The organism is Streptomyces sp. NBC_01237 (genome assembly GCF_035917275.1).
In the GTDB taxonomy this organism is placed as follows: Bacteria; Actinomycetota; Actinomycetes; order Streptomycetales; family Streptomycetaceae; genus Streptomyces.
In genome coordinates, this window is the sequence record NZ_CP108508.1 from 6,848,212 (window position 1) to 6,864,115 (window position 15,904).

Here is a 15,904-nt window from a genome sequence, read left to right on the forward strand (position 1 = left end):
GCCCGCTTGCGGCAGCATCTACGACAACATCGACGGAACGGGAACTTCGCCAGGTGTCGGTGCGCTTGCTTACAGTGGCAGGTCTGGCAGGAAATCCAGTATCGCGATCGAAGGGACGTACATGCCCATGGGTCACACGGCCACAGCACAGGCCGGCTCCGGCGGCTTGACAGCGACCGAGCACCGCCTGGCCAACGGTCTGCGTGTGGTGCTCTCGGAGGACCATCTGACCCCGGTCGCCGCGGTCTGCCTCTGGTACGACGTCGGGTCGCGCCACGAGGTCAAGGGACGCACCGGCCTGGCTCACCTTTTCGAGCACTTGATGTTCCAGGGCTCGGGCCAGGTCAAGGGGAACGGGCACTTCGAGCTCGTACAGGGGGCCGGTGGCTCGCTCAACGGGACGACCAGCTTCGAGCGGACCAACTACTTCGAGACCATGCCCACCCACCAGGTGGAGCTGGCTCTCTGGCTGGAAGCCGACCGCATGGGCTCGCTCCTCGCCGCGCTCGACGAGGAGTCCATGGAGAACCAGCGCGACGTCGTGAAGAACGAACGGCGTCAGCGCTACGACAACGTGCCCTACGGCACCGCGTTCGAGAAGCTGACGGCCCTCGCGTACCCGGAGGGCCACCCGTACCACCACACGCCGATCGGCTCGATGGCCGACCTGGACGCGGCAACCCTGGAAGACGCGCGTACGTTCTTCCGTACGTACTACGCCCCGAACAACGCGGTGCTCTCCGTGGTCGGCGACATCGACCCCGAGCAGACGCTCGCCTGGATCGAGAAGTACTTCGGCTCCATCCCGTCCCACGACGGCAAGCAGCCGCCGCGCGACGGCACGCTCCCCGAGGTGATCGGTGAGCAGCTGCGCGAAGTGGTGCACGAGGAGGTCCCGGCGCGTGCGCTGATGGCGGCCTACCGGCTGCCGCACGACGGCACGCGCGCGTGCGACGCCGCGGATCTGGCGCTGACCGTGCTGGGCGGGGGCGAGTCCTCCCGGCTGCACAACCGGCTGGTCCGCCGAGACCGTACGGCGGTGGCCGCCGGGTTCGGGCTGCTGAGGCTCTCCGGCGCGCCCTCGCTGGGCTGGCTGGACGTCAAGACGTCCGGTGGCGTCGAGGTGCCGCAGATCGAGGCCGCGGTGGACGAGGAGCTGGCCCGGTTCGCCACCGAGGGCCCCACGCCCGAGGAAATGGAACGGGCCCAGGCCCAGTTGGAGCGCGAGTGGCTGGACCGGCTCGGTACGGTCGCGGGCCGCGCCGATGAACTGTGCCGGTACGCCGTGCTGTTCGGCGACCCGCAGCTCGCCCTGACCGCCGTGCAGCGCGTGCTGGACGTCACCGCGGAGGAGGTCCGGGTCGCCGCCGAAGCGGCCCTGCGCCCCGACAACCGGGCGGTCCTGGTCTATGAGCCGGTCGAGCCGGCGGACGAGGCCGCGGCCGACGCCCCGGAGGCCGCAGAGGCCGCCGAGGGCACCGACGCGCCCGAGGGAGCGGACAAGTGAGCGACGCCGCCGTGACTGGAGTAGCCATGGAGTACCACCCGCAGCCCACCCCCGGCGTGGCGCGGCCCTGGGCGTTTCCCGCCCCCGAGCGCGGTGCGCTGCCCAACGGGCTGACCGTGCTGCGCTGTCACCGGCCCGGCCAGCAGGTCGTCGCCGTGGAGATCTTCCTGGACGCCCCGCTGGACGCCGAGCCCGAGGGCCTGGACGGCGTGGCCACGATCATGTCGCGGGCGCTCTCCGAGGGCACGGACAAGCACAGTGCCGAGGAGTTCGCCGCCGAGCTGGAGCGCTGCGGCGCCACCCTCGACGCGCACGCGGACCACCCCGGTGTCCGGGTCTCCCTGGAGGTTCCGGCCTCCCGGCTGGCCAAGGCGCTCGGCCTGGTCGCCGAAGCGCTGCGGGCCCCGGCCTTCGCCGAGAGCGAGATCGAGCGTCTCGTCGGCAACCGGCTGGACGAGATCCCGCACGAGCAGGCCAACCCGGCCCGCCGCGCCGCCAAGCAGCTCTCCAAGGAGCTCTTCCCGGCGACGGCGCGGATGTCGCGCCCGCGTCTGGGCACCGAGGAGACGGTGCGGCGGATCGACGCGGCGTCCGTGCGCGCCTTCTACGACGCGCACGTCCGCCCGTCCACCGCGACGGCCGTGATCGTCGGCGACCTCACCGGGATCGATGTGGACGCCCTGCTCGCCGACACCCTCGGCGACTGGTCCGGCGACTCCGCCCGGTCCCGTCCGGTGCCGCCGATCACCGCCGACGACACCGGCCGGGTGGTCATCGTGGACCGTCCCGGTGCGGTGCAGACGCAGCTGCTCATCGGCCGGATCGGCGCCGACCGGCACGACAGCGTCTGGCCCGCGCAGGTGCTGGGCACCTACTGCCTGGGCGGCACCCTCACCTCCCGGCTGGACCGGGTGCTGCGCGAGGAGAAGGGCTACACCTACGGGGTCCGGGCCTTCGGCCAGGTCCTGCGCTCGACGGCTCCCGACTCGTCCACCGGGGCTGCGGGCGCCGCGATGCTGGCGATCAGCGGCTCGGTGGACACCGAGTCCACCGGCCCGGCGCTGGGTGACCTCTGGACGGTCCTGAAGACCCTGGCCGCCGAAGGGCTGACGGATGCCGAGCGCGAGACGGCCGTGCAGAACCTGGTGGGGGTGGCCCCGCTGAAGTTCGAGACCGCCGCCTCGGTCGCCGGCACGCTGGCCGACCAGGTCGAGCAGCACCTTCCGGACGACTACCAGGCCCACCTGTACGCCCGCCTCGCCGAGACGGGAACGGTGGAGGCGACGGCCGCCGTGGTCAACGCGTTCCCGGTGGAGCGGCTCGTGACGGTCCTCGTGGGGGACGCGGCACAGATCGAGGAGCCCGTGCGGGCACTCGGTATCGGTGAGGTGTCGGTCGTCAGCGGCTGACCGGCCTGTTCGCGCAGGCGCGAAACGGCAGGAGAGGGACCCCGGCGTGATCCATATCGTCGGGGTCTTCTTCTTTGTCCTGTTCATCCGCTTTCGGGGGGAGGTTGCCTGTCTGTCCTGTGGGATGTGCGACAAAACCGGCTGTCCGTTTGGAGAGCGAAAGTGGCCCGGCTTAGCGTCGGTCCGCTGTCCGTCATCCGTATGCCGCATCCGCGGCGCCGGGCAGCCATCGCCGAGTCCCCGTCAGGCGCGAGCCTGGGGAGCCGGGGACCCATGAAGTCCCTGGGGTGAATCGGATGCCGGGTCCCGTACGGGACCCCCGGTGTCCGTAGGAGACCTTCCTGCTCCGAACCCGTCAGCTAACCCGGTAGGCGAGAAGGAAGGAAAGGATCAGCCCTCCATGGCGTTCACCCGTGCCACCGGGAAGCACCGTGCCCCGAGCCGCCTGACGCGCAAGCGTGTCCAGGTCGCCGGCGTCGCGGCTCTGGCCACCACCGGCGTCATCGGCGGTATGGCCACCCCGGCCCTCGCCGCGGACTCCGAGGCCCGCGGTGTCAGCGACACCGGCCTCACCCAGGTCATCGCCATCGAGGCGACCCTCGCCGACCGGATCGACGCCCAGGCCCAGGTCCAGGAGCACCAGGCCGAAGTGGCCGCGCGGGCGAAGGCCGAGGCGGAAGCCAAGGCGAAGGCCGCCGCCAAGGCCAAGGCTAAGGCGGAGGCCGAGCGCAAGGCCGAGGCCCGCGCCAAGGAGGCGCGCGAGGACAAGGCGCGCGCAGCCCGCGCCGCCGAGCGCACCCGGCTGACCTCCTTCCACCTCCCGGTCGCCGGTTCGTACGTCAGCACCGGCTACAAGTCCAGCGGTTCGCTCTGGTCCTCCGGCAGCCACTCCGGCGTGGACTTCCACGCGGCCTCCGGCACCTCCGTCGTCGCGGTCGGCGCCGGCACGGTCGTCGAGGCCGGCTGGGGCGGCGCGTACGGCAACAACATCGTGCTCCGGATGACGGACGGCACGTACACCCAGTACGGCCACCTCTCCTCCATCGGCGTCTCCGTCGGCCAGAGCGTCACCTCCGGCCAGCAGATCGGCCTCTCCGGCTCCACCGGCAACTCCACCGGACCGCACCTGCACTTCGAGGCGCGGACCACCGCCGAGTACGGCTCCGACATGGACCCGGTCGCCTATCTGCGCGCCCACGGCCTGAACGTCTGACCCGCGCTTCTCGCGGCTGTCCCATGGGCACGCCTTCCCGAAGGCCCCGGCTACCCGCCGGGGCCTTCGGCGATCCGCCCGCCGGATCCGCTCGCCGAGCGGTGGTCGAACCCCTGGTCGGACCCATGGCAGCCGGACCCCGGTCGAAAGTGCGGCCGAACCCGTCGCCGAACCGCTCCGTGGCCAAAAGATATCCCTGAATTCCGGCCTGCCATCGGAAATTCCGGCCGATTGCCATAGAGTCGAAGAGCAGGCGTCGATCGGCCGCGTTTCGCGGGGATTAAGGCGGAGGTTCGGATATGCGCATTCCCGCGCATTCGGTATGCACGGCAATTCGTGACGACATCGTCTCCGGTGTCTTCGAGCGCGGCAGCCGCCTCACCGAGGAGGTGCTCGCGCGTCGCTACGGGGTCTCCCGGGTCCCGGTCCGCGAGGCGCTGCGCACCCTGGAGTCCGAGGGGTTCGTCGTCACCCGCCGGCACGCCGGTGCCTGTGTGGCCGAGCCGACCGAGCAGGAGGCCGCAGACCTTCTGGAGATCCGGATGCTCCTGGAGCCGCTCGGTGCCGCACGAGCCGCCCAGCGGCGCACCGACGCCCACCTCAAGGTGTTGCGCGGCCTGGTCAGGCTGGGTCAGGAGCGGGCCCGCCGGGGCGAGGGCGAGGATCTGCGCTCGCTGGGCGGCTGGTTCCACGAGACCCTCGCGCAGGCGTCCGGCAGCCCCGGCCTCATCGCGCTCCTCACCCAGCTCCGGCACAAGACCGCCTGGATGTACGCCGTCGAGCAGCCCGCCCGGCCCGTCGACTCCTGGGCCGAGCACGGTGCCATCGTGGACGCCGTGGCACGGGGCGACGCGGAACGGGCCAGGGCGCTGGCCGTCCAGCACGCGGAGCGGGCCGTCGCCGCGCACCGGCCGCGCCGCACGGACCGCGCGGGCGGCCGCACGGCGGGCCGCGGCCGGGTGAGCGGTTCGCAACACGGCGTAAACATCGCAAGCGCCCGGCATTAACAATTTCGCCGTATACAAAGGGGAGCAATTCCGGAGGGCTTTATTTCTGCTGCCCGAAAATTTCTGCTGCCCGAATTCGACGGTGCGGGTGGTGGAGACGAAAGAGCCGCGGCGCCCTGTCGGGTGCCGCGGCTCTTTCGACGAATGAAGCCATTCTGTTCCCGGGGGGAATCAGACGGTCTCGGGGAGCTCCTCAAGACCTTCGGCGACCAGCTTCGCCAGACGGTCCAGGGCGGCCTCGGCGTTGTCGGCGTCGGACGCGAGCACGATCTCCTCGCCGCCCTGGGCGCCCAGACCGAGCACGGCGAGCATGGAGGCGGCGTTCACCGGGTTGCCGTCGGCCTTGGCGATCGTCACGGGGACGCCGGAAGCCGTGGCGGCACGGACGAAGATGGAAGCGGGGCGGGCGTGCAGGCCCTCGGCCCAACCGACGTTTACGCGGCGCTCAGCCATGGTTCTGCCCTTCACGAATCAACGGTTGTCTAGACCAGTCTCTCATGCAGTATGCGGTGCTGTGCCCGACCTCCGGCACTGCCGCGCCGCCGGTCGGCCTCCCCAGACTGCCCCGGCCCCGATCCCTCCGCGACCGGTGTGCCGGCCGTACGCTTTGCCCATGCACCCCACGCCGGAGCAGAGTCCGCATCACGCGTACCCCGACCACTGGGAAGCGGACGTGGTGCTCCGTGACGGTGGCACCGCGCGGATCAGGCCCATCACCACGGACGATGCCGAGCGGCTGGTCAGCTTCTACGAGCAGGTCTCCGACGAGTCGAAGTACTACCGCTTCTTCGCCCCGTACCCGCGTCTCTCCGACAGGGACGTGCACCGCTTCACCCATCACGACTACGTCGACCGGGTGGGACTCGCCGTCACGATCGGCGGTGAGTTCATCGCGACCGTCCGCTACGACCGGATCAACGAACAGGGCAGGCCCGCCTCCGCGCCCGCCGACGAGGCCGAGGTCGCCTTCCTCGTCCAGGACGCCCACCAGGGCCGCGGAGTGGCCTCGGCGCTCCTCGAACACATCGCTGCGGTCGCCCGCGAGCGCGGCATCCGCCGCTTCGCCGCCGAGGTGCTGCCCGCCAACAACAAGATGATCAAGGTGTTCCGGGACGCCGGATACACCCAGCAGCGCACCTTCGAGGACGGCTCCGTCCACCTCACCCTCGACCTCGAACCCACCGCCGAGTCGCTCGCCGTCCAGCGCGGCCGCGAACAGCGGGCCGAGGCGCGGTCGGTGCAGCGGCTGCTCGCCCCCGGTTCCGTGGCCGTCGTCGGTACCGGCCGCACCCCCGGCGGAGTGGGCCGCACCGTCCTGCGCAATCTCCTCGGCTCCGGCTACACGGGGCGCGCGTACGCGGTCAACCGGGCATTCGCCGCCGACCTGACGACGCTCGACGGTGTCCCCGCGCACCGTTCCGTCGGCGAGATCGACGAGCGCGTCGACGTCGCGGTCATCGCCGTCCCCGCCCGCCGCGTGCCCGAGGCCGTCGCCGACTGCGGCGAACACGGAGTGCGGGGGCTCGTCGTGCTCTCCGCCGGATACGCCGAGCGGGGCGCCGAGGGCCGCGAGCTCCAGCGCGAACTGGTCCGGCAGGCCCGCTCGTACGGCATGCGGATCATCGGCCCGAACGCGTTCGGCATCATCAACACCTCCGAGGCCGTACGGCTGAACGCCTCCCTCGCCCCCGAGTCGCCCGCCCCCGGCCGCATCGGCCTGTTCACCCAGTCCGGGGCGATCGGGATCGCCCTGCTCTCCGGCCTCCACCGGCGGGGCGCGGGGCTCTCCACCTTCATCTCCGCGGGGAACCGGGCCGATGTCTCCGGGAACGACTTCCTCCAGTACTGGTACGAGGACCAGGACACCGACGTCGCCCTGCTGTACCTCGAATCGATCGGCAACCCCCGCAAGTTCACCCGGCTCGCCCGGCGGACCGCGGCCGTGAAGCCCGTCGTCGTGGTGAAGGGCGCCCGGCACAGCGGCTCCACCCCACCCGGCCACGCGGTGCCGGTCAGCCGCATCCCCGACGCCACGGTCTCCGCGCTGATGCGTCAGGCGGGCGTCATCCGGGTCGACACGGTGACCGAGATGGTCGACGCGGGGCTGCTCCTGGCCGACCAGCCGCTCCCGGCAGGCCCCCGGGTCGCGATCCTGGGCAACTCGGAATCCCTCGGCCTCCTCACGTACGACGCCTGCCTCGCCGAGGGGCTGCGCCCCCGCCCGCCCCTCGACCTCACCACGGCGGCGGGCCCGCAGGACTTCCGGGACGCCCTGACCGAGGCGCTCGCCGACCAGACGTGCGACGCCGTCATCGTGACCGCGATCCCCTGGGTCGGGGAGAACGGCGAGGCCGAGACGGGTGACGGTGAGGTCCTGGCCGCGGCCCTGCACCGGGCGGCGGCCGGTGGCCCCGCCAAGCCGGTGGCCGTGGTTCATGTGGAGATCGGCGGGCTGGCCGAGGCCCTGGCCGCCGCCAGCAGCACGGTGGCCCGGACCCGCCCCAGGGCCACGGCGTCCGGCGGCGGGTCCGGGACAGGGCCCGCGAACGGACCGTCCGCCCCCGGCACGGCCTCCGCCGCCGTTCCCGCACCCCACCCCGCGCGCCCCGCCGCGGCAACGAGCACAGCCGCACCTTCATCCCCTTCATCCCCGGCCGCTCCCGCCCCGGACTCCGACCCGGCCCGTCCCCGCACCGGCCGGATCCCCGCCTACCCCGCCGCCGAACGAGCCGTGCGCGCGCTCGCCGAAGCCGTGAAGTACGCGCAGTGGCGGCGCCAGGCGGCCGTACCCGGCAAGGTGCCCGAGTTCCTCGACGACACCATCGACGAGCCCGGTGCGGCGGGCCTGATCGACGCACTGCTCGGCCCCGCCCCCGACCCGCGCGGCCGGCCGCTCACCCACGACGAGGCCCGTGAACTGCTCGGCCGCTACGGCATCACCGTCCGGCCGACGCTGCCCGCCCGTGACCCGGAGTCCGCCGTCGCCGCGGCCGCCCGGCTCGGCTATCCGGTGGCGCTGAAGACCACCGCCCCCCATCTGCGCCACCGCGCCGACCTCGGCGGTGTCCGTCTCGACCTCGGGAGCGAGAGCGCGCTGCGCCGCGCGTACGGCGAACTGACCGACCTGCTCGGCAAGCCCGCCGAACTCCAGCCCGTGGTCCAGGCCATGGCGCCGCGCGGCGTGGACACCGTCGTCCGTGCCTCGATCGATGCCGCCGCCGGGGCCGTCCTCTCCTTCGGCCTGGCCGGCGCGCCCTCCGAGCTGCTCGGCGACACCGCCCACCGCCTCGTACCGGTCACCGACCGCGACGCCGCCGAGCTGATCCGCTCCATCAAGGCGGCCCCGGTGCTCTTCGGCTGGCGCGGTGCGGCGCCCGTCGACACCGCGGCGCTCGAAGAGCTGCTGCTCCGGGTGTCCCGCCTGGTCGACGACCATCCGGAGGTGGTCTCCGTCGCGCTCGAACCGGTCGTGGTCGCCACCCAGGGGCTGAGCGTGCTGGGCGCGAGCGTCCGCCTCGCCCCGCCCCCCGCCCGCACCGACCGCGGCCCGCGCCGCCTCCCCAGCTACTGACCGGTGCCGGCCGGCCTGCCGCCCCGGCCCCACCGACCCGCCCCATGGCGTCCCCGGCAGCCATCAGCCCCCCGTAGGATGGTCCGCATGGCAAAGACCGGTACGACGACCCAGGGGCTGCGCGCGGCGATCGAGCGCAGCGGCTACTACCCGGCCCTCGTGGCCGAGGCGGTGGAGGCCGCCGTCGGCGGCGAGCCGGTTGCTTCGTACCTGGTCCACCAGGAGACCACCTTCGACTCCAACGAAGTGCGCCGCCATGTCACGGTCCTCGTCCTGACGGAGAACCGGTTCATCGTCAGCCACACCGACGAGCAGGCCGCCGACACCAGCTCCCCGACGCCGTACGCCACCACGTCCACCGAGTCGGTCAAGCTCGACCGGATCTCGTCGGTCGTGGTCAGCCGGGTGGTGGCCAACCCCGAGAAGTACGTACCGGGCACGCTGCCCCGCGAGGTCGTCCTCACCATCGGCTGGGGCGCCGTCTCCCGGATCGATCTGGAGCCCGCCGCCTGCGGTGACCCCAACTGCGAGGCGGACCACGGCTACACCGGCAGCTCCACCGCCGACGACCTGAGCCTGCGCGTCAGCGAGGCCGGTGACGGTCCGGACGCCGTCCGGCAGACCCTCGCCTTCGCCCAGTCGCTCTCCGAGGCCACGGCCGCCACCGCGGCGACCGGCCGCTGATGGCCCAGCCGGCCTGGCAGGACCCTGTCCCGCTCGCTCTCGACACCGCACCCGTTCCCGAGTACGGCAGTGGCTCGCTCGCCGATCTGCTGCCCACCCTCGCCGCGGGGCAGGGCGTACCCGGTCTCACCGCGACGATTCCCGAGCTGACGCCGGCCGATCGCAACTGCGTCTTCCTGATCGACGGCCTCGGCTGGGAGCAGATCAAGGCGCATCCGGACGAGGCCCCCTTCCTGCACTCCCTGCTGTCGTCCTCGCGCGGCGGCACCGGCCGCCCGATCACCGCGGGATTCCCGGCGACCACCGCCACCTCGCTGGCCTCGGTCGGTACGGGGCTGCCGCCCGGTGAGCACGGCCTTCCCGGATACACCGCGCGCAATCCCGAGACCGGCGAGCTGATGAACCAGCTCCGCTGGAAGCCGTGGACCGCGCCGAAGGTCTGGCAGCCGTACCCCACCGTCTTCCGGCTCGCCGACGCCGCGGGTGTGCGCACCGCCCAGGTCTCCGCGCCCACGTTCGAGCAGACCCCGCTCACCAAGGTCGCGCTCAGCGGCGGCTCGTTCCTCGGCCGGCTCAGCGGCGAGGACCGGATGGACGTGGCGGCCGAACGGCTCGCCGCCGGGGACCGCTCGCTCGTCTACACGTACTACAGCGAGGTCGACGGCGCGGGACACCGGTTCGGTGTCGACTCCGATGCCTGGCGCGGCCAGCTGATGTACGTCGACGGGCTCGCCCAGCGCCTGGCCGAGCAGCTCCCGCCCCGCTCGGCGCTGTACATCACCGCCGACCACGGCATGATCGACATCCCCTTCGACGAACAGTCCCGGATCGACTTCGACGAGGACTGGGAACTGCGCGCGGGCGTCGCCCTGCTCGGCGGCGAGGGCCGGGCGCGCCATGTGTACGCGGTCCCCGGGGCCGAGGCGGATGTGCTGACGGTCTGGCGCGAAGTGCTCGGCGAGCAGTTCTGGGTGGCGGGCCGGGACGAGGCGATCGAGGCCGGCTGGTTCGGGCCGCGGATCGACGAGCGGGTGTACGGCCGCATCGGCGACGTGGTCGCCGCCGCCCATGACGATGTGGTGATCACCGCGTCGGTCAACGAGCCGCACGAGTCCGCGATGGTCGGCATGCACGGCTCGATGACCCCCGTCGAACAACTGGTCCCGCTCCTCGAAGTACGCTCGTAACCGCGATTTCCGTTCTCCCGGCCGACCGGCCACCCTCCGAAAGGTGCTCGACCCCTCATGCCCGAGCTTGTGTTCTTCTCCGGAACGATGGACTGCGGAAAGAGCACGCTGGCCCTCCAGATCGGTCACAACCGGTCGGCTCGCGGACTCCAGGGCGTCATCTTCACCCGCGACGACCGGGCGGGGGAGGGCAAGCTCTCCTCCCGGCTGGGCCTGGTGACGGAGGCGGTCGAGGCGACCGAGGGCATGGACCTGTACGCGTATCTGGTCGCCCAGCTGTCCCAGGGCGGCAAGGCGGACTACGTGATCGTGGACGAGGCCCAGTTCCTCGCGCCGGAGCAGATCGACCAGTTGGCCCGGGTCGTCGACGATCTCGGCCTGGACGTCTTCGCCTTCGGCATCAGGACGGACTTCCGCACGAAGCTGTTCCCGGGGTCCCAGCGGCTGATCGAGCTCGCGGACCGGATCGAGCAGCTTCAGGTGGAGGCCCTGTGCTGGTGCGGCGACCGCGCCACGCACAACGCCCGCACGGTGGACGGGGAGATGGTCGTCGAGGGCGCCCAGGTCGTGGTCGGCGACGTCAACCGCCCGGCCGAGGAGATCGGCTACGAGGTCCTCTGCCGCCGCCACCACTACCGGCGCATGACCAGCGCCGCGGCCCGTGCGGGTGCCCTTTCCCCGGATGTCCTCCCGGTCAACCACGGCTGAGGCGTCCTCAGGTCCTCTCCTCCGGCGGGAAGGCGGGTGGCGGACGTACCCGCCCTGCCCGAGGAGGGCACCGTCGGCCGCGGAGCGAGCGGCACCGCGGTGGAACCTGGAGGCCCCGCGCCGCTTCCCGGTGGCAGGGACGGGCACGATTCGCCTGAGGAGCCCACCCCCGTTGGATAGTTGGGCTATCTTTCTCCCGTGAATCAGCTGATCGCCGAAGATCCGGTCCGCATAGGCCCCTACCGCCTGATCGCCCGGCTGGGCGAGGGAGGCATGGGTCTGGTCTATCTGGGCCGATCCGAGGGCGGACGCACCGTGGCCGTGAAAGTGGTGCAGGCCGAATACGCCGGGGACCCCGAGTTCCGCAGGCGCTTCGCCCGTGAAGTGGCCGCCGCGCGGCGGGTCGGCGGGAGCTGGACGGCGGCGGTGCTCGACGCCGACCCCGAGGCCGCCCTTCCCTGGGTGGCGACCCAGTACATCCCGGGGCCCGACCTGCACACCGTGGTCGCCAAGGACTTCGGACCGTTGCCCGAGTACGCGGTCCACACCCTGGCCAACCGCCTCGCCCTCGCCCTGCAGGCCGTGCACGAGGCGGGTCTGATCCATCGTGACCTCAAGCCGTCGAACGTCCTCGTCACCGTCGACGGCCCCCGCGTCATCGACTTCGGCATCGCGCGGGCGATGGACCGGGCGACCGGGGACAGCCTGCACACCCGCACCGGCATGCTGATCGGCTCCCCGGGCTTCATGTCGCCGGAACAGGTCCGCGGCCTCGAACTCACCCCCGCCAGCGACGTGTTCTGTCTGGGGGCCGTCCTTGTCCACGCCGCCACCGGGCGCCTCCTCTTCGGCGCCACGGACACCGGCCTGAACGCCCATCTCTTCCGGATCGCGGAGGAGGAGGCGGACCTGACCGGCGTACCGGAGTCGCTGGTCGACCTCGTACGCGCATGTCTGGAGAAGGACCCGGCCAAGAGGCCCACCCCTGCGCAGGTGGCCGCACGCACGGCCGAGGATCAGGCCGCGGAATGGCTGCCGGGCGCCGTGCTGGCACAACTGGGCCGGCATGCAGCCCAGTTGCTGGACTTCGCCCCGGAAGCCGTCACCGCGGACCCTGCCGGGACACCTGCCGTCCAACCGGCCGCCCCTGTCCCGCCCGCGCAGCCCCACCCGCTGCCCGCGCCGCCCGCGTACGCCCCGACGGCCCCGGCGCACTTCGTCCCCGCACAGGGGTTCGGGCCACCGCCGGGCCCACTCCCCGGCGCCTGGTCCGCACACCCGGCCACGGCCCCCCTCCAGGACCCGGCGTCCCCGCACCCCAGACGCTGGTGGGGGCTGGCGGTGGTCGCCCTGGCCCAGTTGACGGTGCTGATCGACGCGACGACCTTCACCATGGCGGTGCCGTCCGTCCAGGCCGATCTCGGTCTGCCCGCCAGTGGGCTGAGCGTGATGTTCACCGTGTACGTGCTCGCCTTCGGCGGCCTGCTGCTGCTCGGCGGGCACATCACGGACCTCGTGGGACGCAGACGCACACTCATCATCGGCCTGGCCGGATTCGCGGTCGCCTCCGCGCTCGGCGGCTCGGCGGCCGATTCCAGCATGCTGATCGGGGCCCGCGCCCTGCAGGGAGCCTTCGGCGCGGTGCTCACACCGGCCGCGCTGGCCCTGGTGACCACCGGTTTCACCGACCCGAAGGAACGCGGCAGAGCCTTCGGGATCTACGCCGCGATCAGCGGCGGCGGTTCGGCACTCGGGCTGCTCACGGGCGGCTGGCTCCTGGAGACCCTGACCTGGCGTGTGTCCCTTTACGCCACCGTCCCCCTCGCCGCGGCCGCCCTGATCGGCGCACTCACCCTGCCGCACGACCGACCGGGTGGTACGGGAGCACGCTTCGACGTGCTCGGGGTGCTGCTCGGCACCGGCGGACTCGCCGCCCTCGTCCACGGCCTCACCGAGGCCGAGTCCCGCGGCTGGAACGACCTGCTGATCCTGGCCCTGTTGGTGGTGGGCGTCGTCCTGCTCGTGGCCTACCTGTGGCGCTGGACCACGACATCACGCCCGTCCCCTTCGCCGTTCACCGTCGACGGCCGCGACCGCGTCGGCTGCTTCCTCGCCATGCTGCTGTCCGGCCTCGGCGTCGCCGCCTCGTTCACCACCCTGGCCTTCTACCTGCAGACCGTCCACGGCTACGCCCCGGCCGCGGAGGGAGCGGCCTTCCTGCCCATGGCCGCCGCCCTCGTCATCGGAGCCACCCAGGTCGCCGGCCGTCTGCTGCCCCGCGTCGCGCCCCGCGTCCTGATCGTGGCGGGCCTGGCGATCGCGGCTCTCGGACTGCTGCTCCTGACCGGCATCGAGGCCGACGGTGCGTACACGACCCAGGTGCTGCCCGGCATGGTCCTCACCGGCTTCGGCACCGGCCTGGCCTTCATGCCGGTCTTCGCCACCGCGACCGCGGCCGTCGCCCCGGAACACTCCGGCGCGGCCTCGGCGACGATCACCGCGGCTCAGCACCTGGGCAGTGCGATCGGTGCGGCGCTGCTCACCGGCGTTCTCGCCGCCCGCCTGCGCCCCGCCGCGTCCTGGTCGCCCGAGCAGCTCCGCGAGAAGATGCTCAGCGGCTACACCGACACCCTCTGGTGGGCCTTCGGCGGCATGCTGCTCGCGGGCCTGCTCGTCGGTCTGCTGGTCACCGCCAGGGCGCCCGGGGGCGACGGACCGCCGGTGCGCGCGGCAGGCTGACGAGCCGGCCGGGAGCCCGGGGTCAGCGCTTGTGCGACCGTACGACCGTGAACACGGCACCCTCCGGGTCCGACACCGTCGCGAGCCTGCCGTGGGAACCCTCCTGGGGCGGCGTGAGGACGTGCCCGCCCAGCTGCACGACCCGTGCGGCGGCCTCGTCGGTGTCGGCGACCTCGAAGTACGTCATCCAGTGCGGGCCCCGGTCGCGCGGCAGGGCGTGGCCCACACCGTGCAGCGAGGCGACCGGACGGCCGTCCAGATGCAGGGTCTGGTAGTCGAAGTCGGCCGAGACGACCGCCTCCGTCTCATAGCCGAAGACCGCCTGGTAGAACTTGCCGACCATGGAGGTCTCGCGGGTCACCAGCTCGTTCCAGACGGGTGTCCCGGGGGTCCCCGCCGCTTGGGTGCCGAGGTGCTCGGCGGCCTGCCAGATCCCGAACACGGCCCCCGAGGGGTCGGAGGCGAGGGCGAGCCGGCCCGCATCACCCGCGTCGAGCGGCCCGACCGCGACCGTGCCGCCGCAGGAGCGGATCGTCTCAGCGGTGAGATCCGCGTCGTCGGTCGCGAGATAGGTGGTCCAGGCGATCGGCAGATGCCGGTCGGGCGGCAGCTGGCCGATGCCCGCGACCTCTTTCCCGCCGAGCAGACCGCGTACGTAGGGGCCCAGCTGATCGGGCCCCGGCTGAAACTCCCAGCCGAACAGGGCTCCGTAGAACTCCTGGGTCGCGGTCAGGCCGTGCACGATCAGACTCACCCAGCAAGGTGTTCCGGGCGTGCGCCGAGCGGCAGCCTCGGTCATCGTCTTCTCTCTCCTCGGACCGTTGTGGTGGCCGTACGGGGGAACGGCGTCGGTTTCCGTCCGGTGTTCCGGATCGGGTGCGTTCGTCCCGTGCAGATGCTTGCACCACCCGGCTCGCGAGGCGCCCCGGCCGCGCCGCGAGTTCCGGGTTCTCGACGGAAGGAGACCGCTTTGTCGCGGTCTGTCCGTTCCGGCGCTGTTACAGCTGGGTCGGCCCCTGAGCGAGGATGGCACCCATGAAGCCCATCATTACCGCATCCGAATGTGCGAGCGAGTCGGCGGGGCCGCGTCCGCCGGTGCTCCTGGACGTCCGCTGGCAGCTGGGCGGCCCGCACGGCCGCGCCGACTACGAGGCCGGGCACATCCCCGGCGCGGTCTTCGTCGATCTCGACGCGGAACTCGCGGGTCCGGCGGGGAGCAACGGCCGTCATCCGCTGCCGGACCCCGAAGCCTTCGGCGCCGCGATGCGCCGCGCCGGGGTCTCCCGGGGTACTCCCGTCGTGGTGTACGACGGCGGCCAGGGCTGGGCCGCGGCCCGCGCCTGGTGGCTGCTGCGATGGACGGGGCACAGGGACGTCCGGGTCCTGGACGGCGGTCTCGCGGCGTGGACCGGTGAGCTGTCCACCGAGGTCCCGGCCCCCGCCGAGGGCGATTTCCGGCCGGAGCCGGGTGCGCTGGAGACGCTGGACGCGGACGGTGCGGCGGCCTTCGCCCGTTCCGGGCTGCTGCTCGACGCGCGGGCCGCGGAGCGCTATCGGGGTGATGTGGAGCCGATCGACCGGGTGGGCGGTCATGTCCCGGGCGCGGTTTCGGCGCCGACCTCGGAGAACGTCGGCGAGGACGGGCGCTACCTGCCCGCCGCGGAGCTGGCCGCCCGCTTCTCCGGGCTGGGGGCCACGAGCGCCGAGGGGGTCGGCGTCTACTGCGGCTCGGGGGTCTCGGGAGCGCACGAGGTGCTGGCCCTGGAGATCGCCGGATTCCGGGGTGTCCTCTATCCGGGCTCCTGGTCCGAGTGGTCCTTCGACGGGTCCCGGCCCGTCGCCAAGGGGCCCGATCCGCGGTAAGTCGGGCACCCAGAAC

Annotated in this window: 12 protein-coding genes and 1 riboswitch; of the genes, 10 read left to right on the top strand and 2 right to left on the bottom strand. The window is 72.5% G+C overall.

Annotated elements, in window-relative coordinates:
* Window positions 1-121: 121 nt before the first annotated feature.
* From OG251_RS30500 to OG251_RS30515, 4 genes are all read left to right on the top strand, one after another.
* Window positions 122-1,507 carry a M16 family metallopeptidase gene (locus OG251_RS30500; protein WP_326680108.1) on the top strand — a complete coding sequence of 462 codons (1,386 nt, stop codon included), beginning with the start codon at window positions 122-124 and terminating at the stop codon, window positions 1,505-1,507.
* Between the two features lie 26 nt (window positions 1,508-1,533).
* Window positions 1,534-2,916 carry a M16 family metallopeptidase gene (locus OG251_RS30505; RefSeq protein ID WP_326681470.1) on the top strand — a complete coding sequence of 461 codons (1,383 nt, stop codon included), beginning with the start codon at window positions 1,534-1,536 and terminating at the stop codon, window positions 2,914-2,916.
* A 220-nt stretch (window positions 2,917-3,136) separates the two neighbouring features.
* A riboswitch (cyclic di-AMP (ydaO/yuaA leader) is annotated at window positions 3,137-3,304 on the top strand.
* Window positions 3,305-3,316: 12 nt separating this feature from the next.
* Window positions 3,317-4,129, top strand: coding sequence for a M23 family metallopeptidase (locus OG251_RS30510; protein WP_326680109.1), 813 nt, complete (start codon window positions 3,317-3,319; stop codon window positions 4,127-4,129).
* A gap of 299 nt (window positions 4,130-4,428) precedes the next feature.
* The gene (locus tag OG251_RS30515; RefSeq protein WP_326680110.1) at window positions 4,429-5,136 is read left to right on the top strand and encodes a GntR family transcriptional regulator; all 708 of its coding nucleotides are present in this window, start codon (window positions 4,429-4,431) and stop codon (window positions 5,134-5,136) included.
* 171 nt (window positions 5,137-5,307) lie between these two features.
* Here the strand turns inward: OG251_RS30515 and OG251_RS30520 are convergent, their stop codons facing one another.
* Window positions 5,308-5,589, bottom strand: coding sequence for an HPr family phosphocarrier protein (locus tag OG251_RS30520; RefSeq protein ID WP_018105371.1), 282 nt, complete (start codon window positions 5,587-5,589; stop codon window positions 5,308-5,310).
* A 160-nt stretch (window positions 5,590-5,749) separates the two neighbouring features.
* On the opposite strand from OG251_RS30520, the gene OG251_RS30525 reads away from it, so the two are divergent.
* From OG251_RS30525 to OG251_RS30545, 5 genes are all read left to right on the top strand, one after another.
* Complete coding sequence (locus tag OG251_RS30525; protein ID WP_326680111.1) at window positions 5,750-8,707, top strand: bifunctional acetate--CoA ligase family protein/GNAT family N-acetyltransferase; 2,958 nt, start codon at window positions 5,750-5,752, stop codon at window positions 8,705-8,707.
* Between the two features lie 87 nt (window positions 8,708-8,794).
* Window positions 8,795-9,391, top strand: coding sequence for a DUF5998 family protein (locus tag OG251_RS30530; RefSeq protein WP_073721965.1), 597 nt, complete (start codon window positions 8,795-8,797; stop codon window positions 9,389-9,391).
* On the top strand, window positions 9,391-10,578 hold the full coding sequence (locus OG251_RS30535; RefSeq protein ID WP_326680112.1) for an alkaline phosphatase family protein: 1,188 nt from the start codon (window positions 9,391-9,393) through the stop codon (window positions 10,576-10,578). The genes OG251_RS30530 and OG251_RS30535 overlap by 1 nt, the downstream gene beginning before the upstream one ends.
* A gap of 57 nt (window positions 10,579-10,635) precedes the next feature.
* Window positions 10,636-11,286, top strand: coding sequence for a thymidine kinase (locus OG251_RS30540; RefSeq protein ID WP_073721969.1), 651 nt, complete (start codon window positions 10,636-10,638; stop codon window positions 11,284-11,286).
* 198 nt (window positions 11,287-11,484) lie between these two features.
* Complete coding sequence (locus OG251_RS30545; protein WP_326680113.1) at window positions 11,485-14,025, top strand: MDR family MFS transporter; 2,541 nt, start codon at window positions 11,485-11,487, stop codon at window positions 14,023-14,025.
* A 22-nt stretch (window positions 14,026-14,047) separates the two neighbouring features.
* Here the strand turns inward: OG251_RS30545 and OG251_RS30550 are convergent, their stop codons facing one another.
* Complete coding sequence (locus OG251_RS30550) at window positions 14,048-14,824, bottom strand: VOC family protein (RefSeq protein ID WP_326680114.1); 777 nt, start codon at window positions 14,822-14,824, stop codon at window positions 14,048-14,050.
* A gap of 236 nt (window positions 14,825-15,060) precedes the next feature.
* Here OG251_RS30550 and OG251_RS30555 point away from each other — a divergent pair, with 236 nt between their 5' ends.
* A complete protein-coding gene (locus OG251_RS30555; protein ID WP_326680115.1) occupies window positions 15,061-15,888 on the top strand; it encodes a sulfurtransferase in 828 nt (275 codons plus the stop codon).
* Window positions 15,889-15,904: the final 16 nt, after the last annotated feature.